The following is a 20,283-nucleotide window of genomic DNA, read 5'->3' as shown; positions in this document are numbered from 1 at the left end:
GGCGGGATGAGAAGCCAGCAGACGAACGACATCTCCGACGTGCCCGCGGTCGGGGCGGACAGCCTCTTCCGGCAGGATCACGTACTGCGCGACGAAGCCCCGCAGTTCGTCCTGCCGCTGGTGGTGCGGATCGAGAAGGCCGAGCCGCCCGCCCGCACGGACGCCCTGGAGACGGCGGCCCGCGCGGTGCTGGTCCTGCTCGCCGACGAGCGGTCGCAGGGCGAGGGCGAGTGGGCCCAGGCGGTCCGCGACTGGCAGGACGCGCGGATCCGCAAGGTGGTCCGGCGGGCGCGCGGGGCGGAGTGGCGCAAGGCGGAGACCCTGCCGGGCGTCACGGTGCAGGGTGACGGCGCGCAGGTGCGGGTCTTCCCCCCGGTTCCGCTCGACGGCTGGCCCAGGGAGCTGGCCAAGCTCCAGGTGTCGGGCACCGATCTGGACGACCCGGAGCCGGTCGCCGCGGCCACCGAGCCGGCCCTGCCGGTGCTCTGGCTCAACCCCGACCTCGACATGTCGGCCGGCAAGGCGATGGCCCAGGCCGGGCACGCGGCTCAGGTGGCGTGGTGGGAGCTGACGGAGGCGGAGCGGGCCGCCTGGCATGATTCCGGTTTCCGCCTGGCGGTGCGGACGGCCGCGCGCGAGCGGTGGGCGGAGCTGAGCGGGAGCGGGCTGCCGGTGGTCCGTGACGCCGGGTTCACCGAGATCGCTCCGGGCAGCGCGACGGTGGTCGCCGACCATCCGGCGCTGCGGTCCCGGCTCTGACGGCCGCCTCCCCCGGTCGGCGGGAACCTCAAATGTTCCTCTGAAACACCCCCTCCGGCGGTTGGCGCGACTCCGCCGGGGCGATGACACCGGCACACGGTGCGACGAGAGGGGGCGAGGGGACATGAAGCCCATGGCACACCTGGGGGTGGGCATCGGCTGGCGGCCGGAGATCGCAGAGGCGGTCGAGCGGCTGCCCGGCCTGGACTGGGTCGAGGTGGTGGCCGAGAACGTATGCCCCGGCCACCTGCCCGAGGCACTGCTGCGGCTGCGCGAGCGCGGCACGCGCGTCGTGCCGCACGGGGTCTCGCTCGGGCTCGGCGGCGCCGACCGCCCCGACCCGCAGAAGCTCGCGGCGCTCGGCGAGCGGGCGGTGGCGCTGGGGGCGCCGCTGGTCACCGAGCACATCGCCTTCGTACGTACCTCCTCGCCCGTGCTGGAGGCCGGACACCTGCTGCCGGTGCCGCGCACCCGCGACGCGCTGGACGTCCTGTGCGAGAACGTACGGATCGCGCAGGACGCCCTGCCCGTGCCGCTGGCCCTGGAGAACATCGCCGCGCTGTTCTCGTGGCCGGGCGAGGAGCTGACGGAGGGGCAGTTCCTGACGGAGCTGGTCGAGCGGACCGGTGTCCGGCTGCTCATCGACGTGGCCAACCTGCACACCAACCGGGTCAACCGGGGCGAGGACCCGGCCGCCGTCCTGGACGCGATTCCGCTGGAGGCGCTGGCGTACGTGCACGTGGCAGGCGGGGTGGAGCGGGGCGGCGTCTGGCACGACACGCACGCGCACCCGGTGCCGCCGGTGGTGCTCGACCTCCTGGCCGAGCTCCGCTCCCGGGTGGACCCGCCGGGCGTCCTGCTGGAGCGGGACGACGACTTCCCTCCGGAGCCGGAGCTCGCGGGCGAACTGGCCGCGATCCGCGCCGTGGTGACGGCGGGTCCGGTGGCGGCGGGTTCCGTGACCGGTGGCCGCGCGACCACGGCCCCCGCTTCCGCCGCCCCCGCGACGGAGGTTCCGGGCGCCGGCTCGTCGGCCGCGGCGCCGGAAGCCGTGGTTCAGCAGCCCGTCGCGGAGCCGGAGTTCCGCGGCGAAACCGAGCCCGCCCGGACCCGTGTGGCGCTCGGGCAGGCCGCGCTGTTGTCGGCTCTGGTGGCCGGAACCCCCGTGCCCGAGGGGTTCGACCGCCTGCGCATCCGGGTGCAGGCCCGGGCGCTGGCCGCCAAGCGGGCGGACGTGGTGGCCCGGCTGGCTCCGGAGCTGCCCGGGATCCTGGGCGGCCGGGCCCCGTACCGCGAGGCCTTCCTCTCCTACGCCAAAGGCCGCCCCATGACCGCCGGCTACCGCCGGGACGCACTGGACTTCGCCGAGCACCTGCTGATCCGGGACCTGCCGGCCGACCCGGCCGCCCGGCGCCGGCTCACCGCCTGGTGGCGGGACCGGGCCGGGGCCAGACCGCCCCGCCGGATCGTACGCTGGGCCCGGACGCTCGTGGGGAGGGCGGCATGAACCTCCTCGCCCTCGCGATCTGGATCGCCGTCATCGTCTCCTCCGTCCTGCTGATGCGCGGGCTGCGCAGGTCCCGCCCCCCGTGGGGCGGACCCGCGGACCGCCTCCACGACCTGTCCGAGGCCGCCTTCGTGGTGGGCGGCCCCGGCACCGTCGTGGACGTCGCGCTCGTCTCGATGCTCGGCGACGGCCGGCTGGTGGCCGGCGGTCCCGGCATCGTCCAGGTACGCCCCGGGGCGCGGGCCACCGACCCCGCCGAGCGCGCCGTCCTCCAGGCCCACCACGGGGCGCCCTCGGGGTGGCTCTACCAGGTGCGCTACGCCGCCATGTGCGACCCGGCCGTCCAGGAGATCGGCGACGCGCTGGCCGCGCGCGGACTGCTCTCGGCGCCCGGATCCGGCCGGCCCTGGCGGCGCTGGGCGCTGATCCAGGCCACCGTGTGCGGGATCCTGATCCCGGTGTCGCTGATACTGACCTTCGTGGGTCTCGTCGTCGATTCCGGCCCTCAGGTGCCGTTCGTCGCCAAGGTGCTCGTCGTCCTGGTGATCGGCATCCTCGTGGGCCTGATCTGTGCGGCCCGGGCCAGGAGCCGGGTCAGCCCGGCGGGGCGGCGGGCGCTGCTCGCGATCCGTTCCGCGTACGTGAACGACCGGACCCCGCACGTGCAGACCGCGCTGTTCGGGCTGCGTGGTCTGCAGGACCCGTACCTGCGGCAGCTGTTGGTGTCCGCCGCCCGCGGCGCCCGGCTGGCCGCGGCACAGTCGGACCCGCGTTCCCGCGGCGCGGACGGGTCGTCGTACGCGTCCACGACCGCGCTGCTGCCGATCCTCTGGTGCGCCACGAGCGACGGCGGCGGGGGCGACTGGGGCGGGGGCGGAGGCGGCGGTTCGGGCTGCGGGGCCTCCGGAGGCGGCTGTTCCTCCTCGGGTTCCGGTTGCGGCTCCTCCGGCAGCAGTTGTTCGAGCAGCAGTTCCAGCTGCTCCAGCAGCAGTTCGTCCGGTTCCAGCTGCTCCAGCAGCTCCTCCTGACCACCGCGTACGGCAACCGGGGGCGCGGAGCGCGGCATCGGGACCATTGCGGCCGACACCCGCCGCTGATCCTTTACACGGGCACGGACCGGGCCTTTCATCGATTCATCGGATGAGATGAAGGAGCCGCCATGCGGAGGGGACGCGCACACCACGGAGCCGCCGTGGCGGCACTCGCCCTCGCCCTCTGCGCCCCGGCCCACGTCCCCGCCCACGCCGCCGGGTCCGCCCCGCGCAACCTCCTCGGCGGGACCGCCGCCGAGGCCGCCGGCGCCGCCCTCGTCGCCCACCGCGCGGCCTTGACCGCGGCCGGCGGCAGCGGCGTCCTCGACTTCCGCACCTGCCCCGAGGCCGAGCGGCTCCCCGGCCCGGTCCGGTGCGCCACCCTGCACGTACCGCTCGACTACGCCCGCCCCGACGGCCCGCAGATCTCCCTCACCGTCAGCCGGGTCACCGCCACCCGTGCCCGCGGCGCCGTCCGCCAGGGCGCGCTCGTCCACAACCCCGGCGGCCCCGGGGCCTCCGGCATGCACTTCCCGCTCGTCGCCGGCCTCCCCCGCTGGGAACGGATCGCCGCCGCCTACGACCTCGTCGGCTACGCGCCGCGCGGCGTCGGCCGCTCCGCCCCGCTGTCCTGCCAGGACCCGGCCGCCCGGGCCGAGGGCCCCACCCGGGAACCGGCCGCCCCCTCACCCGCGGACAAGAGGCACCGCATCGCGGCCGCCCGGGCCTACGCCCACGGCTGCGCGCAACGGGCCGGCGTCGCGGCCCTGACGCACTACACGACGCTCGACAACGCCCGCGACCTGCACGTGCTGCGGGCCGCGCTCGGCGAGGAGAAGCTGACCTTCCTGGGTTCCTCGTACGGCACCTACCTCGGTGCCGTCTACGCCACCCTCCACCCGGGCCGCGTCCGGCGGATGGTCCTCGACTCGGCGGTCGATCCCGACCCGCGCCGCGTCTGGTACCGCAACAACCTCGACCAGGCAGCCGGCTTCGAGCGCCGCTGGTACGACTTCCGCGCCTGGACGGCCCGGCACCACCGCACGTACCGCCTCGGCGCCACCCCGGCGGCCGTCCAGGCGAGCTACGAGCGCGTCCGGGACGCAGTGGCCCGTACCCCGGCCGGCGGGGCCGTCGGTACCGGCGAACTCCGGGCCGCCTACCTCCAGGCCGCCTACTACGACGACGTCTGGCCGGACCGGGCGGCGGCCTTGACGGCCTTCCTGCGCGGCGATCCGGCGGAGCTGACCGCGCAGGCCGCACCGGATCCGGCGGCGGCCGCCGAGGCCGAGAACGCGACGGCGGTCTACACGGCGGTGCTGTGCAACGACGCCTCCTGGCCCGCGGACTTCGCGACCTGGGACCGCGACCACACCGAGCTGGCCCGCACGGCCTCCTTCGAGACCTGGGCCAACGCCTTCCTGAACCTGCCGTGCGCCTATTGGCCGGTGCGCGAGCGGCAGCGGCCGGTGGCGGTCGGCGCCCAGCCGGAGCGGCTGCCGCGGACACTGGTGGTCGCGGCGGAGCGGGACGGGGCGACGCCGTACCCGGGCGCGCTGGAACTGCAGCGGCGGCTCGGCGCCGGGTCCTCGCTGGTGACGGAGACGGGGTCCGGCTCCCACGGAGTGGTCGGCGGCCGCAATGACTGCGTGGACCGTCATGTGGAGCGGTACCTGCTGACGGGCGCCACCCCGGGGTGGCGCGTCACGTGTGCGCCGCATCCGGAGCCCGCACCGGTGTCGCTGGACGACCAGGCAGCGGGCGCCCGCAGGGCGCTGCTGCCACCCGTCGTCTGAACTTCCGGGCGGGATCTCCGGCTGCGTCGTTTCGGGGGCATGGCCTCCCGATCCACCGGAGGAACTCACCTTGACGGTGTCGGTCGTCCTCCGGTCCTTCCCCCCAGGGGAGGTATCAGGCGAGCCCGGCCACCAGATCGGCGACGGACTTGCGGCGTCCCGTGTAGAAGGGCACCTCTTCACGGACGTGCATGCGGGCCTCGGAGGCGCGCAGGTGACGCATCAGGTCGACGATGCGGTACAGCTCGTCCGCCTCGAAGGCCAGCAGCCACTCGTAGTCGCCCAGCGAGAAGGATGCGACGGTGTTGGCGCGCACGTCCGGGTAGCCGCGGGCCATCTTGCCGTGGTCGGCGAGCATGCGGCGGCGGTCCTCGTCGGGCAGCAGGTACCAGTCGTAACTGCGCACGAAGGGGTACACGCTGACGTAGTCGCGGGCGACCTCGTCGGCCAGGAAGGCCGGGATGTGCGACTTGTTGAACTCGGCCGGGCGGTGCAGGGCCATGTTCGACCACACCGGCTCCATCGCGCGGCCCAGCTTGGTACGGCGGAACAGGTTGTACGCGGTCTGCAGCTCGTCCGCGGTCTCGGCGTGCCACCAGATCATGATGTCGGCGTCGGCACGCAGGCCGGAGACGTCATAGGTGCCGCGGACGGTGATGTCCTTGGCGGCCAGCTGGTCGAACAGCTCCTGGACCTCGTCGGCGAAACCGGCGCGGTCCTCCGGCAGGACGTCCTTCAGCTTGAAGACGGACCACAGGGTGTAGCGGATGACCTCGTTGAGGTCCTTCGCCTTCTTCCCCGCGTTGGGAATCTTCTCTGGTGCAGTCATGTTCCTATTGTCCCGTGCGCTGATCAGTGGTCGGTGCCAGGGGTGCCGTTCGCGCACCGAGCGAGGCGATCACCGCGCCGGCGGCCGCGCCGGCGCTCGCGATACAGGCCGGAATGCCCACCCCGTCGTAGAGCGCGCCGCACACCGCGAGGCCCGGAAGGGCCGCGACGGCGCCGCGGATCCGGGCGACCCGGTCGAGGTGGCCGACCGGGTACTGGGGCAGCCCGCCGTCCCAGCGGGTGACGGTCGAGGCGACCGGCCGGGCCGTCAGGCCCACGGCCTCGCCGAGGTCGGTGAGGGAGACCTCGACGAGTTCGGCGTCCTCGCGCTTCAGATCCTGCTCGTCGGCATGGCGGCCCACCGAGGTGCGCAGCAGGAAGAGCTCCGGATCCGACCCCGCCCAGGCCCACTTGTTGCTGGAGAAGGTGGAGGCCTTGATGGTCCGGCCGTCGACGGGCGGCACGAGGAACCCGCTGGCGCCGCCGCCCGAGACGCAGGCCGGCAGGTCGGAGCGCCGGAAGGCCATCGTGATCAGGGCCATCGAGGCGTACTCGACTCCGCGAAGCTCGGCCGCGGCCACCGGCACGAGCCGTTCCAGCAGCCGCGCCGCGGGCCCGGCCGGGGTGGCCAGGACCACGCCGTCGGCCTCGATGACCTCGGCGCCGGCCACCACCCGCCAGCCTTCAGCCGTACGAATGAGCTCGCGGACGGGGGCGTCGGTGACGATCCGCGCCCCGGCCGAGCGGCAGGCCTCGGCCACGGCGAGCGGGAGCCGTCCGATGCCGCCGTCGATGCCGGCGAAGACCGGGCCGGCCTGCTGGGGCTGCGCCTGCGCCCTGCGCTGCAGTTCCCGTACGCCGTCGCCCAGCAGGGCGTGCGTCCGCGCGGCCTCGAAGAGCTGGGGCACGGCGGCCCGCATGGAGATGCGGTAGGCGTTGCCCGCGTAGACCCCGCCGAGCAGCGGTTCCACCAGCCGGTCGACGACCTCGTGGCCGAGCCGGGCGGCGACGTACTCGCCGACGGCGACGTCGTCGCCGATCTCCGCGGGCGGCAGGGTGCGCTCGGCCTCGATGCGCGCCAGCCCTTCGGCGGAGAGCACCCCGGAGGCGGCGAGCGGTCCCAGGTCCCCGGGGACTCCCATGACGTGCCCGCGCGGCATCGGCCGCAGCGCACCCCGGGTCCACAGGTGGGCGGTGGCGGTGGCGGGCGGCTGTACGGCGTCGCCGAGGCCCACGGCCTGTGCGAGGGCGACGGCCTCCGGGCGGCGGGCGAGCATGGATTCGGCGCCGAGGTCGACGCGTGCCCCGGCGAGCTCACCGGCGTACAGCTTGCCGCCGAGCCGCGGTCCGGCCTCCAGCAGCGTGACGCGGGCGCCTTCGGCGAGCAGCCGGTGGGCGGCCGCGAGGCCCGCGATGCCGCCGCCGATGACGACGACGTGGCCGTGGGAGCCGGTGGACCGGGTGGCGCCGGCGGGTCCATCCGTACGCATGTCCGCTTCGTGCATGGACACATCGTCTCAGATCGATCTCCGAGGCCGGACCGTGACCGCATCGGGACCGGGCCGGAACCGGGGAAGCGAAACCCGCGACGGGACTCTGCACGTCGAACCGGCGACATCATTCGATCCTCGGGGGTTCACACCATGCGACGACGCCCAGCAGCAACACTGGCCGCCCTGTCCCTGGCGGGCGCGCTCGCGCTCACCGGCTGCGGCGCGGGCGACGAGGGCCGGGCCGCCTCGGCCGACAAGGCGGCGGTCGCGCCCGCGCCCGCCGCCGACGGCAAGGCCCCGGAGGGCGCGAAGGGCGCCGCGGCGGCCCCGGCGCCGGCCGCCTCCCCGGCCGACAAGAACGCCCCGCCGGCCGTGGTCCGCCCGAACGTCATCCGTACGGCCACGCTCGGCATCGAGACGACGGACGCCCAGAAGGCGCTCGCCTCGGCCCGCGCCGCGGCCGACGGGGCGGGCGGCTACGTCGGCAACGAGTCCACCCGGCGCGGCGAGGACGGCCGGATGACCTCGACGGTGACCCTGCGGGTGCCCGGCGAGCGCTACGACGCCGTGCTCGGCGCCATGGAGGGCAGCGGAAAGCTCCTGCACCGCAAGGTCGACGCGCAGGACGTCACGGAGAAGGTCGCCGACATCGGCAGCCGCGTCTCCTCGCAGCAGGCCAGCGTGGCGCGGGTGCGCGACATGATGGGCAAGGCCTCGACGCTGAGCGAGGTGGTGATGCTGGAGAGCGAGCTGAGCCGTCGCCAGTCCGACCTGGAGTCGCTGCTGGCGCAGCAGACGGCGCTGAAGGATCAGACCTCGATGGGCACGATCACGCTGGAGGTCTCGGAGCCGGCCGTGAAGCCGGAGGTGGTGGAGAAGAAGGAGAAGGAGCCCACCTTCCTGGGAGCCCTGGCCGGCGGCTGGGACGTCTTCACCAAGATCGTGCGCTATCTGACGGTGGCGGTGGGCGCGTTGCTGCCGTTCGCGCTGACGGCCGCACTGGTGGTGTTCGTGGTCCGGCTGTACCGGTCGCGCCGGCCGGCGCGGCCGAAGGCGGCACCGGCCCCTGCCCCCGTCTCGACCCCGGCGCAGGCGCAGGCTCAGGTCCCGGCGGCCCGGGCGGCGACTTCGGACACCGGGGCCGGCGTACAGGACTGAACGGACGTTCGCCCGTAGCGTGTTCCTCATCCGATGGCGGTGAAGGGGCGGTACGGACGATGGCGACGGAACGACTGGTGGTGGTCGGCGGTGACGCGGCGGGGATGTCCGCCGCGTCCCAGGCCCGCAGGCTCAGGGGACCGGCGGAGCTGGAGATCGTCGCGTTCGAACGCGGCCACTTCACCTCGTACTCCGCCTGCGGCATCCCCTACTGGGTCGGCGGCCTGGTCGCCGAGCGCGACGACCTGATCGCCCGCACCCCCGAGGAGCACCGCGCCCGGGACATCGACCTGCGCACCCGTACGGAGGTCGTGGAGCTCGACCTCCCCGGATCGCGGGTCCGCGCCCGCGATCTGGACAGCGGAACCGAATCCTGGACGGGCTACGACAAGCTCGTCCTGGCGACGGGCGCCCGCCCCGTCCGCCCCCGGCTCCCCGGCATCGGCGCGCACGGCGTCCACGGCATCCAGACGCTCGACGACGGCCAGCGCCTCATGGACGGGCTGGAGCGCACCGAGGGCCGCCGGGCGGTCGTGGTCGGCGCGGGCTACATCGGCGTGGAGATGGCGGAGGCCCTGGTGGGCCGGGGCTACGAGGTCACCGTGCTGCACCGGGGCGAGCAGCCGATGGCCACACTGGACCCGGACATGGGCGGCCTGGTGCACGGCGCGATGAACGGCATGGGGATCCGCACGGTCTCCCGCGCCGAGGTCACGAAGATCCTCACCGACGAGGAGGGCCGGGCCCGCGCGGTGGCCACGGCGTCGGGCGAGGAGTACCCGGCGGACGTGGTCGTGCTCGGCATCGGCGTGGAGCCCCGCACCGCGCTCGCCCGCGCGGCCGGCCTCCCGCTCGGCCCGTCGGGCGGCATCCTCACGGACTTCTCGATGCGCGTCCGGGGCCAGGAGAACATCTGGTCGGGCGGCGACTGCGTGGAGGTCCTGGACCTGATCGCGGGCCGTACCCGGCACATCCCGCTGGGCACGCACGCCAACAAGCACGGCCAGGTCATCGGGTCGGGCGTGGGCGGCGGTTACGCGACCTTCCCCGGCGTGGTCGGCACGGCGGTCAGCAAGGTCTGCGACCTGGAGATCGCCCGTACGGGCCTGCGTGAGCGGGACGCGCGGGAGGCGGGCCTGCGTTTCGTGACGGCCACCGTCACCTCCACCAACACGGCGGGCTACTACCCGGGCGCGGCCGAGATGACGGTGAAGATGCTGGCGGAACACCGCACGGGCCGCCTCCTCGGCGTCCAGATCGTCGGCGGCGCGGGTTCCGCGAAGCGGGTGGACATCGCGGCGGTGGCCCTCACGGCGGGCATGACGGTGGAACAGCTGGTCTCCCTGGACCTGGGCTACGCGCCGCCGTTCTCCCCGGTCTGGGACCCCATCCTGGTGGCGGCCCGCAAGGCCGTCACGGCGGTCCGCTCGGCGGCCGTCTAGACACTCCTCAACGCTCCGCCCGGAGTTCGGAGCGGACCAGTTCCAGGAGGCGGCCCATCCAGTTCCGGCCGCCGCGGGGGCCCTCGTCACGCCAGAAGGGGGCGTCGGAAAGGCCGGTGTAGAGGATGGGGGCCTGCCCGGTGGCGATCAGGAGTTCCGCGAGCCGCTGGTGCTGCCCGAACTTTGCCCGCAGCAGTCCGGCCATGACGGCGAGCCGCACGCCGGCCCAGTCCTCGCGCAGCGCCGCCCGTCCGCCCCTCTCCTGGGCCTCTCGGGCGGTCACGGCGGCGCGGATCCGGTCGTGGTCGTCCCGGTCGGCGGCGGAGCGGGCCCAGTACCCGTGGACCACGGTGGGGTAGGTCTCCCCCTCGTACGTGAAGGGGGCGTCGTAGTCGTTGCGCAGCGCGAAGTCGCCGAGCTCCTCCGGCCGGCCCCGCGGATAGACGGTCTCGAAGAGGACGACCGGGGGCTGCGGGGCGCCGGCCGGGTCGTCCGCGTACCAGACGGCCTGCCGCTCCTCGGCCTGAGCGACGTCCTCGTCCCGGGCGGTGAAGTAGACGAGCGCGTCGCGCTGCATCGCCTCCGTCACCACCGGGCCGTCCCCGTCCACGGACTCGCCGAGATCGGTCACCAGGATCCGCAGCGGCCTGTCCTGGCGGTCCATGTCGCCCAGGACGTAGACCCGCAGGTGTGACGGGACGGCGAGGTACGCGGCCCGGAGCAGGGACCGGTTGGTCTCCGTCGTCTCCCGCTGGTAGCACCGGACGGCCTCCCAGAGCAGGTCGCGTGACGACGGCCGGCCCGCCAGCCGGGCGATCTCGTCGGCGGCCTCCACGAGGAAGCTCTCGTCCGTCCGCGGCTCGGGCGAGCGGGACTCCCACTTCGACGGATCGGCGGGCCACTCGCGCGCGCCCGGCCGGTCCAGTGCGATCTGCCCGGAGGCCAGCAGCCTCCCCAGCCCCGCGAGGTCCGTCGCCTCGTACGGCCCGAGGGTGAGCCTGCCGTCCGCGTAGACGAAGAGGTGCTCGGGGTGGTGCTCGTCCAGCCGGTCGTACGTGCGCCAGACGAGGCACCAGGCCCCGGCGATGTGTTCTCCGTCGGATATGCGAAACGTCGGCCCGTGCCATGTCATGCGCGGCACAGTACCGACGTTTCGATCTTGTTCGCTCAGGGCCGTTCGGCTCAGCGGGCGGTCTTGGTGTGGACGTAGTCCACCAGGCGGGTCAGGGCGTCGGGGTCCGTCGTCGGGAGGACGCCGTGGCCCAGGTTGAAGACGTGGCCCTCCAGGCCGGCCGCGGCCGCGAGGACCTCGTCCGTCTTGGCCTCGACCGCCTCCTGGGTGGAGAAGAGCACCGCCGGGTCCAGGTTGCCCTGGAGGGCCTTGCCCGGGCCCACCCGGCGGACGGCCTCGTCCATCGGGATCCGCCAGTCGACGCCCATGACGTCCGCGCCCGCCTCGCCCATCAAGCCGAGGAGTTCGCCGGTGCCCACGCCGAAGTGGATCCGCGGGATCCCGTACGAGGACACGGACTCGAAGACCTTCGCCGACGCGGGCATCACGGAGCGGCGGTAGTCCGCCGGGGCGAGCGCGCCGACCCAGGAGTCGAAGAGCTGGACCGCGGAGACCCCGGCCTCGATCTGGACCTTCAGGAAGGCGGAGGTGATCTCCGCGAGGCGGTCCAGGAGGTCCGCCCACAGCTCCGGGTCCCCGTACATCAGGGCCTTGGTGTGCTCGTGGTTCTTCGACGGGCCGCCCTCGACCAGGTAGCTCGCAAGGGTGAAAGGTGCACCGGCGAAGCCGATCAACGGCGTGGAGCCCAGTTCACCCGTGAGCATGCCGATCGCCTCGGTGACGTACGCGACGTCCTCAGGGGTGAGATCGCGCAGCTGTGCGAGGTCCTCGCGGCGCCGGATCGGCTGGGCGACGACCGGGCCGATGCCGGGCTTGATGTCCAGGTCGACACCGATGGCCTTGAGCGGGACCACGATGTCGGAGAAGAAGATCGCCGCGTCCACCTTGTGGCGGCGCACCGGCTGCAGGGTGATCTCGGTGACCAGGTCGGGGCGCATGCAGGACTCCAGCATCTGCGTGCCCTCGCGCAGCTTGCGGTACTCCGGCAGCGAGCGCCCCGCCTGCCGCATGAACCACACCGGGGTGTGCGGAACCGGCTCCCGCCGGCACGCCTTCAGGAAGGCGGAATCGTACGTCTGACTCGGCTGGCCCGTGGGGCGGGTGTTGGCGCTCACGACCCGAATCTTCGCACGTATGAAGAAGTGCCCGGCCCGGCGCGGGTGTCCCTGCGCCGCAGGGGCGCTCGTTCCGCCTAGTCTTCCCCGCATGGCTGCGGCTCAGGGACGATTTTCAGATGGCGCTGACGGCATGGACAGCGCGAAGGAGACCTCCGTCCCGCTCCCGTTCCGGCGGGCGGTCGACGGCTTGAAGAAGACGCGCCTGCGTCCGGGGATCGAGATCGACCCCACCAAACCGCCCCAGAGACTGGCGCCGCACGCCTATGCCCTGGAGGCCGCGGTGGTGGACGGGGAGGACGATCTGGCCGACGGCCGGCTCATCCTGCTCCACGACCCGGCCGGGCACGACGCCTGGCAGGGGACCTTCCGGCTGGTGACCCTCGTGCGCGCGGAGCTGGAGCCGGAGATGGCCTCGGACCCCCTCCTCCCCGAGGTGTGCTGGTCCTGGCTGACGGGGGCGCTGGACGCGCGCGGGCTGACGTACGGGGAGGCGAGCGGGACCGTGACCATGGCGAGCTCGCACTACTTCGGCGGGCTGGCGGAGCGGCGTCCGGCTACTCAGATCGAGATCAGGGCCTCGTGGACGCCGCGCGAGGGGGTGGGCGGGGTGCCGGACACCTCGGCGCACCTGTCGGCGTGGTGTGAGCTGCTGTGCCAGATCGCCGGGCTGCCTCCGGTGGGCCCGACGGACACCGCGACCGGAGTGGTCTCCCTGCCGCAGCGGCGCGGTCCGCACCACCCGTAGGAACGGGGCCGGACGGCCGCCGCCGGACCACGGAAACGGGAACGCCCGATCGAGGCCGCAACGCCGTGTCGGAACGCGGCGTCCGATGTGGGCTTCTGATCACCCGATGATCGATCGTGCGTCCGAATTGCCCGAATTGTTACTCACCAAATCGTGATCATTCCCTAAAGCCGGGCGGGTGACGTGCCGAAGGAGTCAGTGACCATCCGTACGGTTCGCACCGGCTTCCTTCCCCGAGCCGGCCGTCCCGCCACTCCCCCAGGAGGCCTAGGTGTCCGTTCTTCTCGAGCAGCCCGCAAGCCTGGTCGCCTACCGCCCGAACAAGCCGACGGCCATGGTCGTCGTGGCCGACCCGCGCGTCCGCTCCACCGTGACCCGCCATCTGTGGGCCCTCGGAGTACGTGACGTGATCGAGGCGTCGTCCATCGCGGAGGCCCGCCCCCGCGTCGGCAGCCCGCGCGACATCTGCGTGGCCGACGTACACCTGCCCGACGGTTCCGGACTCACCCTGCTCTCCGAGACCCGTGCCGCCGGCTGGCCCAACGGCCTGGCCCTGTCCGCCGCCGACGACATCGGCGCCGTACGCAACGCCCTCGCGGGCGGGGTGAAGGGCTACGTCGTCACCGGCACCCGGACCAACATCGGGCTCCCCACCCGGCCCGGCGCCGCCCCCATCGGCGCCGCCGCCGCCCGTATGCACCGCCGCCCCCCGGGTGCCCCGAGCCACCCGGGCGGCTACCGAGAGCTCTCCGGCCGCGAGGTCGAGGTCCTGCGCCTCGTCGCGGAGGGCCAGTCCAACAAGGCCATCGGCGTCTCGATGGGCCTGTCCGCCCTGACCGTCAAGTCCCACCTCGCCCGGATCGCCCGCAAGCTGGGCACCGGTGACCGCGCCGGAATGGTCGCCGTGGCCCTGCGGACCGGGATCATCCACTGAGCGCGGGCCGGAGCTCCCGGATAACCTCCCCCGGACCGCGTCCGGGGGAACCTCCCGGGAACCCCCGGAAAACGCCCCGCATACGCATCGCGCCCGTCGCCGGAACGTTCCGGCGACGGGCGCGTCGTATACACGGATACCCTTGACCGGTGACCGACGCCCAAGAGACCGCAGCAGACCTGCGCACCACCACCGGGGGCGGCCCCCCGGACGACGTCGTTGTTCCGCCCGGTGGGCTGCCGATCCCCTTGTTGGAGCCCCGCGAGGGCATCCCTCCGGTGGTCGCCGACGCGGACGCCCTCGCCGACGTGGTCGCGGCCTTCGCCGCGGGCACCGGCCCCGTGGCCGTCGACGCCGAGCGAGCCTCCGGATACCGCTACGGCCAGCGCGCCTACCTGGTGCAGCTGCGCCGCGAGGGTGCGGGGTCAGCGCTGATCGACCCGGTGGGCTGCCCCGACCTGTCCGCACTGGGCGAAGCCCTGTCCGGCACCGAGTGGATCCTGCACGCCGCCACCCAGGACCTGCCGTGCCTGCGCGAAATAGGCATGGTGCCCACCTCCCTGTTCGACACCGAGCTGGCCGGCCGCCTCGCCGGCTTCCCCCGGGTCGGACTCGGCGCGATGGTCGAGAGCGTGCTCGGCTACGCGCTGGAGAAGGGCCACTCCGCCGTCGACTGGTCCACCCGCCCGCTCCCCGAGCCGTGGCTGCGCTACGCCGCGCTGGACGTGGAGCTGCTGGTGGACCTGCGGGACGCCCTGGAGAAGGAGCTGGACCGGCAGGGCAAGCTCGACTGGGCCCATCAGGAGTTCGACGCCATCGCCTCCGCACCGCCCGCCCCGCCGCGCAAGGACCCGTGGCGCCGTACGTCCGGCATGCACAAGGTGCGCCGGCGCCGCCAGATGGCGGTCGTACGGGAGCTGTGGGAGTCCCGGGACCGGATCGCGCAGCGGCGCGACGTGTCGCCTGGCAAGGTGCTGGGCGACGCCGCGATCGTCGAGGCCGCCCTCGCCCTCCCGGCGAACGTGCACACCCTGTCCGCACTGCCCGGTTACGGGCAGCGGATGGGCCGGCGCCAGCTGGACCAGTGGATGGCCGCCGTGGACCGGGCCAAGGCCCTGCCCGAGAGCGAGCTGCCGCAGCCGGGGGCGACGCCGGCCGGTCCGCCGCCGCCGCGCTCCTGGGTGGACAAGGACCCGGCTGCCGCAGCCCGGCTGTCGGCGGCCCGCGCCGCCGTCTCGGCGCTGGCGGAGGAGCTGAACCTGCCGCAGGAGAACCTGATCACCCCGGACACGGTCCGCCGGCTGTGCTGGGAGCCCCCGCAGCGGCTCCAGGCGGACGCCGTGGCGGAGGCCCTGTCGGGCTACGGCGCCCGCCCGTGGCAGATCGAACAGGTGACCCCGGTCCTGGTCACGGCCCTGACCGCCACGGCCTGACCGGGCCTGCGACGGACCTCCACGGAGGGGTCCTCAGTCCTCCACGGGACTGAGGACCCCTTCGTCGTCCCGGTAGTAGCTGCCGCTGGTCGCGCCCTCGACCTTGCCGTGCTTGAGCCAGTGCTCGGACATGGTGTGGACCGTCTTGTGCGCCCGTTCCCAGGGGATCTGATGGCCTGCGCAGGCAACGCAGAACATCAGCTTCTTGGAGCCGGGGATGGACTTGTAGAGCTCGGGCACCGAGAAGTACAGCAGGCCCAGGTGCGGCGCGGTGTTGACGATCGAGTCGTGCTCCCCGTACACGATGCACACGGGAACCTCATTGCCGAGCGTGTCGTGCAGGGGAACGGTGGTCTTGTTCCAGCCCCACCAGAACGAGTTGCGGACGCGGTTGAGACCCTCGGGGCTCCCGGCCACGGCTCCTCCCCACGTGGCGCCGACGGGGTCGGCCTTCATCATCGCCTGCCAGACGATGTCGACCATGCCGTCCTCACGCTGGCCCGGACACTTCATGTCGTTGTCCCAGGAGCGTTCGAGCCCCGGCTTGGTACCGACGCTCATCGGGAACCCGAAGGACGCCGCCGGTGCGGACACCGGCAGTTCGACGGGCGGGTCGAAGTCGGTCCCGGCCTTGCTCTGCCGGCCGTTGGGCGGGAAGATCGGCGCCAGCAGGAACAGGCTCCGCACCTTCTTCGGGTGCTTGATGGCGTAGGGCCCGAGCTGCTGGGCCGCCGCGGACCAGCCGATGAGGTCGACCTTCTGGGCCCCGGTCTCCTTCTTGACGAACTCGACGACCGTGTCGACCTCGTCCCAGTCGCTCTGGGAGTTGTTGAGCTGCGCGGTGTAGAGCGGCGGGTCCAGATTGATCTGCGCGTCCGGGTTGGGGACGAGCAGCCTGCGCTGGGCCTCGGTGGGCTGGACGTTCTTCGGGTCGTCCATCTTCGGGCGGGTGGACAGGCCGGATCCCTGGAGCTCCATGACGAAGACGTCGAAGCCGGCCTTGGCCAGTTCCTCGGCCCAGCTGTACTTCTTGTGCTGCAGGTCGAAGCCGGCCAGGGCCGGGACGCTCCTGCCGTGCAGCATGAGGACGGGTCTGCGCGGTCCGCCGTTGGTGCCGTTGCGCTCCCGGACGAAGAGTTTGACCATCTTGCCGAGGTTCGCCGGGATGGTCGACTTGTGGTCCACGTAGTGGTCGGTGAGGACAGGGGCTGGCGCGGTGAGGACGGTCGATGCCATCGACTGCGCTCCGTTCGCTCGGCACGCCCAGGGCGGGCGCCCAGGACCTGCCCAGGGTTCGCACGGATGTGTGCTCGACGCCATCGACGTGGCCGCGGCGGCAGGGCGGCCGACCCGATCGGGTAACGCCGGGCGCGGCGATCGGCCGGGCGCACGGCAGGGCGCGAGGGGGCTCACCGGGTGCGGACCGGTGTGACCTTCGCCGCTGTTCGGGGAGGGGGTGTCCACATGGGTTACCCGCAAGTAGCATGGGCCGGGTGAGCGGGCGCTCAGCCACACCGGCGGAGCCGCCCCCGCGCAGCAGCGCCATCCCGTACCTGGAGGAGAGCCAACGTGCCTCGTACCGTCAGGGACGTCGTCTTCGTCGACGGCGTCCGCACCCCGTTCGGCAAGGCGGGCCCGAAGGGCATCTACCACGAGACCCGCGCCGACGACCTCGTCGTGAAGGCGATCCGGGAGCTGCTGCGCCGCAACCCGGACCTGGACCCCGCGAAGATCGACGAGGTCGCCATCGCCGCGACCACGCAGATCGGCGACCAGGGCCTGACGCTGGGCCGTACGGCCGGCATTCTCGCGGGCCTCCCGCAGTCCGTCCCGGGCTACTCCATCGACCGCATGTGCGCCGGCGCGCTGACCGCCGTGACCGCCGTCGCGGGCGGCGTGGCCTTCGGTGCGTACGACGTCGCCCTCGCCGGCGGCGTCGAGCACATGGGACGCCACCCCATGGGCGAGGGCGTGGACCCGAACCCGCGCTTCGTCTCCGAGAAGCTGGTCGACGAGTCCGCCCTGTTCATGGGCATGACCGCCGAGAACCTGCACGACCGGTACCCGACGATCACCAAGCTCCGCGCCGACGAGTACGCCGTGCGCTCGCAGGAGAAGGCCGCCAAGGCGTACGCCGACGGCAAGATCCAGCAGGACCTGGTCCCGATCTCGGTGCGCAACACCAACGAGGCGGCCGGTGAGACGGGCTGGGGCCTGGTCACCTCCGACGAGCCGATGCGCCCGGGCACCACGCTGGAGAACCTGGCCGGCCTGAAGACCCCGTTCCGCACGCACGGCCGGGTCACCGCGGGCAACGCCGCCGGTCTCAACGACGGTGCCACCGCCGCGATCATCGCGTCCGAGGACTTCGCCCGCGAGAACAACCTCCCGGTCAAGATGCGCCTCGTCTCGTACTCCTTCGCGGGTGTCGAGCCCGAGGTCATGGGTTACGGCCCGATCCCGGCCACCGAGAAGGCCCTCGCCCAGGCCGGCCTGTCCATCGAGGACATCGGCCTGTTCGAGGTCAACGAGGCCTTCGCCGTGCAGGTGCTCGCCTTCCTGGAGCACTACGGCATCGCCGACGACGACGCCCGCGTGAACCAGTACGGCGGCGCCATCGCGTTCGGCCACCCGCTGGCCTCCTCCGGCGTGCGTCTGATGACGCAGCTGGCCCGCCAGTTCGAGGAGCAGCCGCACGTCCGCTACGGCCTGACCACCATGTGCGTCGGCTTCGGCATGGGCGCGACGGTCATCTGGGAGAACCCGAACTTCAACACCGAGGGAGACTCCAAGTGAGCACCACCGCTGAGCTCCTGAAGGGCGCGGCCGAGCTGTTCCCGGACGAGGTCGTCACGTCCGCGCACGTCCGCCACCTGGACCTGCCGTTCGGCGCCGGGCGCTTCGCGCTCATCACGCTGGACAACGGCTTCGACCACACCAAGCCGACCACCTTCGGCCCGCAGTCCCTCGCCAACCTGAACGCGGCGATCGACCAGGTCGAGCAGGAGGCCACCGCCGGCTCCATCGTCGGCGCGGGCATCACCGGCAAGCCGTTCATCTTCGCGGTCGGCGCCGACCTCAAGGGTGTCGAGCTGCTGAAGAAGCACGACGAGGCGCTCGCCATCGGCAAGGGCGGCCACGACGTCTTCAAGCGCCTCTCCGCGCTGGCGGTCCCCACGTTCGCGTACTACAACGGCGCGGCGATGGGCGGCGGTGTCGAGGTCGGTCTGCACTGCACCTACCGCACCGTCTCGAAGGCCATCCCGGCCTTCTCGCTGCCCGAGGTCTTCCTCGGTCTGGTTCCCGGCTGGGGCGGCTGCGCCATCCTGCCGAACCTGATCGGCGCGGACCGCGCGGTCTCGGTGATCATCGAGAACTCGCTCAACCAGAACAAGCAGCTGCGCGGCAAGCAGGTCTTCGACCTGGGCATCGCGGACGCGCTGTTCGAGGGCGCCGACTTCCTGGAGCAGTCGCTGCTCTGGACGGCGAACGTCCTCAACGGCACCACCGAGGTCGTACGCCCCGAGATCGACCGCGGCGAGGGCTGGGACGCGGCGGTCGCCCGCGGCCGCTTCATCGCCGACTCCAAGGTGCACGGCGCGGCCCCGGCCGCCTACCGCGCGCTGGAGATCATCGAGGCGGCCAAGGACGGCGACCTGCAGAAGGGCTTCGACGCCGAGGACACGGCCCTGGCCGACCTCATCATGGGCGGCGAACTACGCTCCGGCATCTACGCCTTCAACCTGGTCCAGAAGCGCGGCAAGCGCCCGGCCGGCGCCCCGGACAAGTCCCTGGCCCGTCCGGTCACCAAGGTCGGCGTCGTCGGCGCGGGCCTGATGGCCTCGCAGCTGGCGCTGCTCTTCCTGCGCCGCCTGGAGGTGCCGGTGGTCCTCACCGACATCGACCAGGACCGCGTGGACAAGGGCGTGGGCTACGTCCACGCCGAGATCCAGAAGCTGCTCGGCAAGGGCCGGATCAACCAGGACAAGGCGAACCGCCTCACCGCCCTGGTCACCGGTGTCCTGGACAAGGCCGAGGGCTTCGCCGACGCGGACTTCATCATCGAGGCCGTGTTCGAGGAGATGTCGGTCAAGCAGAAGGTGTTCGCGGAGGTCGAGGCGGTCGCCCCGGCGCACGCGATCCTCGCCACCAACACCTCCTCGCTGTCGGTGTCGGAGATGGCCTCCAAGCTCCAGCACCCGGAGCGCGTGGTCGGCTTCCACTTCTTCAACCCGGTCGCGATCCTCCCGCTGCTGGAGATCGTCCGCGGTGAGCAGACCGACGACGCCTCGCTGGCCACGGCCTTCGGTGTCGCCAAGAAGCTGAAGAAGACCGCCGTTCTCACCAAGGACGCCCCGGCGTTCGTCGTGAACCGCATCCTGACCCGCTTCATGGGCGAGATCCAGAACGTCATCGACGAGGGCACCCCGGTCGTCACGGCGGAGAAGGCCATCGAGCCGCTCGGCCTGCCGATGTCCCCGCTGGTCCTCCTGGAGCTCGTCGGCCCGGCGATCGGTCTGCACGTCTCCGAGACCCTGAACCGCTCCTTCCCGGAGCGCTTCACCGTCTCCCCGAACCTCAAGCGCGTCGTCGAGGCCGGCAAGCGCGGCTTCTACGTCTACGACTCCGGCAAGCCGGAGCTGGACCCCGAGGTCGCCGCCCTCCTGGTGCAGGGCGACGTCGTCCTGACGGAGGAGCAGGTCCGCGACCGCGTCCTGGACGCGGTCGCGCAGGAGATCGGCCTGATGCTGGAGGAGGGTGTCGTGGCCGAGGCCCAGGACATCGACCTCTGCCTCATCACCGGTGCCGGCTGGCCCTTCCACCTGGGCGGCGTGACGCCGTACCTGGACCGTGAGGGCGTCTCGGAGCGCGTGAACGGCAAGTAGTTCCTCGCCCCCGGCGTGGCG

At 72.9% G+C, this 20,283-nt stretch carries 16 protein-coding genes; 11 read left to right on the top strand and 5 right to left on the bottom strand.

Annotation, left to right across the window (positions count from 1 at the left end; genetic code table 11):
- Positions 1 to 6 precede the first annotated feature (6 nt).
- The 4 genes from ACWGIF_RS30965 to ACWGIF_RS30950 all read left to right on the top strand — a co-directional run bounded on the left by ACWGIF_RS30965 (position 7) and on the right by ACWGIF_RS30950 (position 5,093).
- Entirely contained in the window at positions 7 to 759 is a 753-nt protein-coding gene (locus ACWGIF_RS30965; protein WP_453502428.1) for an aminoacyl-tRNA hydrolase, read from the top strand.
- A 124-nt stretch (positions 760 to 883) separates the two neighbouring features.
- Positions 884 to 2,266 (top strand): DUF692 domain-containing protein, encoded by a 1,383-nt coding sequence (locus ACWGIF_RS30960; protein WP_453502426.1) that lies wholly within the window; start codon positions 884 to 886, stop codon positions 2,264 to 2,266.
- Complete coding sequence (locus ACWGIF_RS30955) at positions 2,263 to 3,294, top strand: TIGR04222 domain-containing membrane protein (protein ID WP_453502425.1); 1,032 nt, start codon at positions 2,263 to 2,265, stop codon at positions 3,292 to 3,294. The genes ACWGIF_RS30960 and ACWGIF_RS30955 overlap by 4 nt, the downstream gene beginning before the upstream one ends.
- Positions 3,295 to 3,425: 131 nt before the next feature.
- Positions 3,426 to 5,093 (top strand): alpha/beta fold hydrolase, encoded by a 1,668-nt coding sequence (locus tag ACWGIF_RS30950; protein ID WP_453502423.1) that lies wholly within the window; start codon positions 3,426 to 3,428, stop codon positions 5,091 to 5,093.
- A 115-nt stretch (positions 5,094 to 5,208) separates the two neighbouring features.
- Here ACWGIF_RS30950 and hemQ read toward each other — a convergent pair whose 3' ends face one another.
- Together hemQ and hemG are read right to left on the bottom strand one after the other, a co-directional pair.
- Positions 5,209 to 5,922: a hydrogen peroxide-dependent heme synthase gene (gene hemQ, locus ACWGIF_RS30945; protein ID WP_030032685.1), complete on the bottom strand. Its 714-nt coding sequence runs from the start codon at positions 5,920 to 5,922 to the stop codon at positions 5,209 to 5,211.
- 4 nt (positions 5,923 to 5,926) lie between these two features.
- Positions 5,927 to 7,426 (bottom strand): protoporphyrinogen oxidase, encoded by a 1,500-nt coding sequence (hemG, locus tag ACWGIF_RS30940; protein ID WP_453502422.1) that lies wholly within the window; start codon positions 7,424 to 7,426, stop codon positions 5,927 to 5,929.
- 138 nt (positions 7,427 to 7,564) lie between these two features.
- On the opposite strand from hemG, the gene ACWGIF_RS30935 reads away from it, so the two are divergent.
- Positions 7,565 to 8,572 carry a DUF4349 domain-containing protein gene (locus ACWGIF_RS30935; RefSeq protein WP_453502421.1) on the top strand — a complete coding sequence of 336 codons (1,008 nt, stop codon included), beginning with the start codon at positions 7,565 to 7,567 and terminating at the stop codon, positions 8,570 to 8,572.
- Between the two features lie 59 nt (positions 8,573 to 8,631).
- A complete protein-coding gene (locus tag ACWGIF_RS30930) occupies positions 8,632 to 10,014 on the top strand; it encodes an FAD-dependent oxidoreductase (RefSeq protein WP_453502419.1) in 1,383 nt (460 codons plus the stop codon).
- A gap of 7 nt (positions 10,015 to 10,021) precedes the next feature.
- Here the strand turns inward: ACWGIF_RS30930 and ACWGIF_RS30925 are convergent, their stop codons facing one another.
- Together ACWGIF_RS30925 and hemE are read right to left on the bottom strand one after the other, a co-directional pair.
- Complete coding sequence (locus ACWGIF_RS30925) at positions 10,022 to 11,146, bottom strand: NADAR family protein (RefSeq protein ID WP_453502417.1); 1,125 nt, start codon at positions 11,144 to 11,146, stop codon at positions 10,022 to 10,024.
- A gap of 50 nt (positions 11,147 to 11,196) precedes the next feature.
- Positions 11,197 to 12,261, bottom strand: a complete 1,065-nt coding sequence (gene hemE, locus ACWGIF_RS30920) for a uroporphyrinogen decarboxylase (protein ID WP_453502415.1) — start codon at positions 12,259 to 12,261, stop codon at positions 11,197 to 11,199.
- A 91-nt stretch (positions 12,262 to 12,352) separates the two neighbouring features.
- On the opposite strand from hemE, the gene ACWGIF_RS30915 reads away from it, so the two are divergent.
- The 3 genes from ACWGIF_RS30915 (at position 12,353) to ACWGIF_RS30905 (ending at position 15,376) form a co-directional block, all read left to right on the top strand.
- Positions 12,353 to 13,009, top strand: a complete 657-nt coding sequence (locus ACWGIF_RS30915; RefSeq protein WP_453502414.1) for a DUF3000 domain-containing protein — start codon at positions 12,353 to 12,355, stop codon at positions 13,007 to 13,009.
- Positions 13,010 to 13,280: 271 nt separating this feature from the next.
- The gene (locus ACWGIF_RS30910; protein ID WP_007267191.1) at positions 13,281 to 13,943 is read left to right on the top strand and encodes a helix-turn-helix transcriptional regulator; all 663 of its coding nucleotides are present in this window, start codon (positions 13,281 to 13,283) and stop codon (positions 13,941 to 13,943) included.
- Positions 13,944 to 14,092: 149 nt separating this feature from the next.
- On the top strand, positions 14,093 to 15,376 hold the full coding sequence (locus ACWGIF_RS30905) for an HRDC domain-containing protein (RefSeq protein ID WP_453502412.1): 1,284 nt from the start codon (positions 14,093 to 14,095) through the stop codon (positions 15,374 to 15,376).
- Between the two features lie 33 nt (positions 15,377 to 15,409).
- On the opposite strand, the gene ACWGIF_RS30900 is transcribed toward ACWGIF_RS30905, so the two are convergent.
- Positions 15,410 to 16,612: an alpha/beta fold hydrolase gene (locus ACWGIF_RS30900; RefSeq protein WP_453502410.1), complete on the bottom strand. Its 1,203-nt coding sequence runs from the start codon at positions 16,610 to 16,612 to the stop codon at positions 15,410 to 15,412.
- 333 nt (positions 16,613 to 16,945) lie between these two features.
- Here ACWGIF_RS30900 and ACWGIF_RS30895 point away from each other — a divergent pair, with 333 nt between their 5' ends.
- Positions 16,946 to 18,172: a thiolase family protein gene (locus ACWGIF_RS30895; protein WP_453502409.1), complete on the top strand. Its 1,227-nt coding sequence runs from the start codon at positions 16,946 to 16,948 to the stop codon at positions 18,170 to 18,172.
- On the top strand, positions 18,169 to 20,262 hold the full coding sequence (locus ACWGIF_RS30890) for a 3-hydroxyacyl-CoA dehydrogenase NAD-binding domain-containing protein (protein ID WP_453502407.1): 2,094 nt from the start codon (positions 18,169 to 18,171) through the stop codon (positions 20,260 to 20,262). The genes ACWGIF_RS30895 and ACWGIF_RS30890 overlap by 4 nt, the downstream gene beginning before the upstream one ends.
- Positions 20,263 to 20,283: the final 21 nt, after the last annotated feature.

This window comes from Streptomyces sp. NPDC054849, from assembly GCF_053610945.1.
The sequence above is the reverse complement of the archived record's forward strand: the minus strand, read 5'-3'. Positions and strand labels throughout refer to the sequence as shown.

What these genes read in the sequence shown, in the direction of transcription:
- ACWGIF_RS30965 (WP_453502428.1), top strand. Translation starts at nt 7, where the DNA reads ATGAGAAGCCAGCAGACGAACGACATCTCCGACGTGCCCGCGGTCGGG.
- ACWGIF_RS30960 (WP_453502426.1), top strand. Translation starts at nt 884, where the DNA reads ATGAAGCCCATGGCACACCTGGGGGTGGGCATCGGCTGGCGGCCGGAG.
- ACWGIF_RS30955 (WP_453502425.1), top strand. Translation starts at nt 2,263, where the DNA reads ATGAACCTCCTCGCCCTCGCGATCTGGATCGCCGTCATCGTCTCCTCC.
- ACWGIF_RS30950 (WP_453502423.1), top strand. Translation starts at nt 3,426, where the DNA reads ATGCGGAGGGGACGCGCACACCACGGAGCCGCCGTGGCGGCACTCGCC.
- hemQ (WP_030032685.1), bottom strand. Translation starts at nt 5,922, where the DNA reads ATGACTGCACCAGAGAAGATTCCCAACGCGGGGAAGAAGGCGAAGGAC.
- hemG (WP_453502422.1), bottom strand. Translation starts at nt 7,426, where the DNA reads ATGCACGAAGCGGACATGCGTACGGATGGACCCGCCGGCGCCACCCGG.
- ACWGIF_RS30935 (WP_453502421.1), top strand. Translation starts at nt 7,565, where the DNA reads ATGCGACGACGCCCAGCAGCAACACTGGCCGCCCTGTCCCTGGCGGGC.
- ACWGIF_RS30930 (WP_453502419.1), top strand. Translation starts at nt 8,632, where the DNA reads ATGGCGACGGAACGACTGGTGGTGGTCGGCGGTGACGCGGCGGGGATG.
- ACWGIF_RS30925 (WP_453502417.1), bottom strand. Translation starts at nt 11,146, where the DNA reads ATGACATGGCACGGGCCGACGTTTCGCATATCCGACGGAGAACACATC.
- ACWGIF_RS30915 (WP_453502414.1), top strand. Translation starts at nt 12,353, where the DNA reads ATGGCTGCGGCTCAGGGACGATTTTCAGATGGCGCTGACGGCATGGAC.
- ACWGIF_RS30900 (WP_453502410.1), bottom strand. Translation starts at nt 16,612, where the DNA reads ATGGCATCGACCGTCCTCACCGCGCCAGCCCCTGTCCTCACCGACCAC.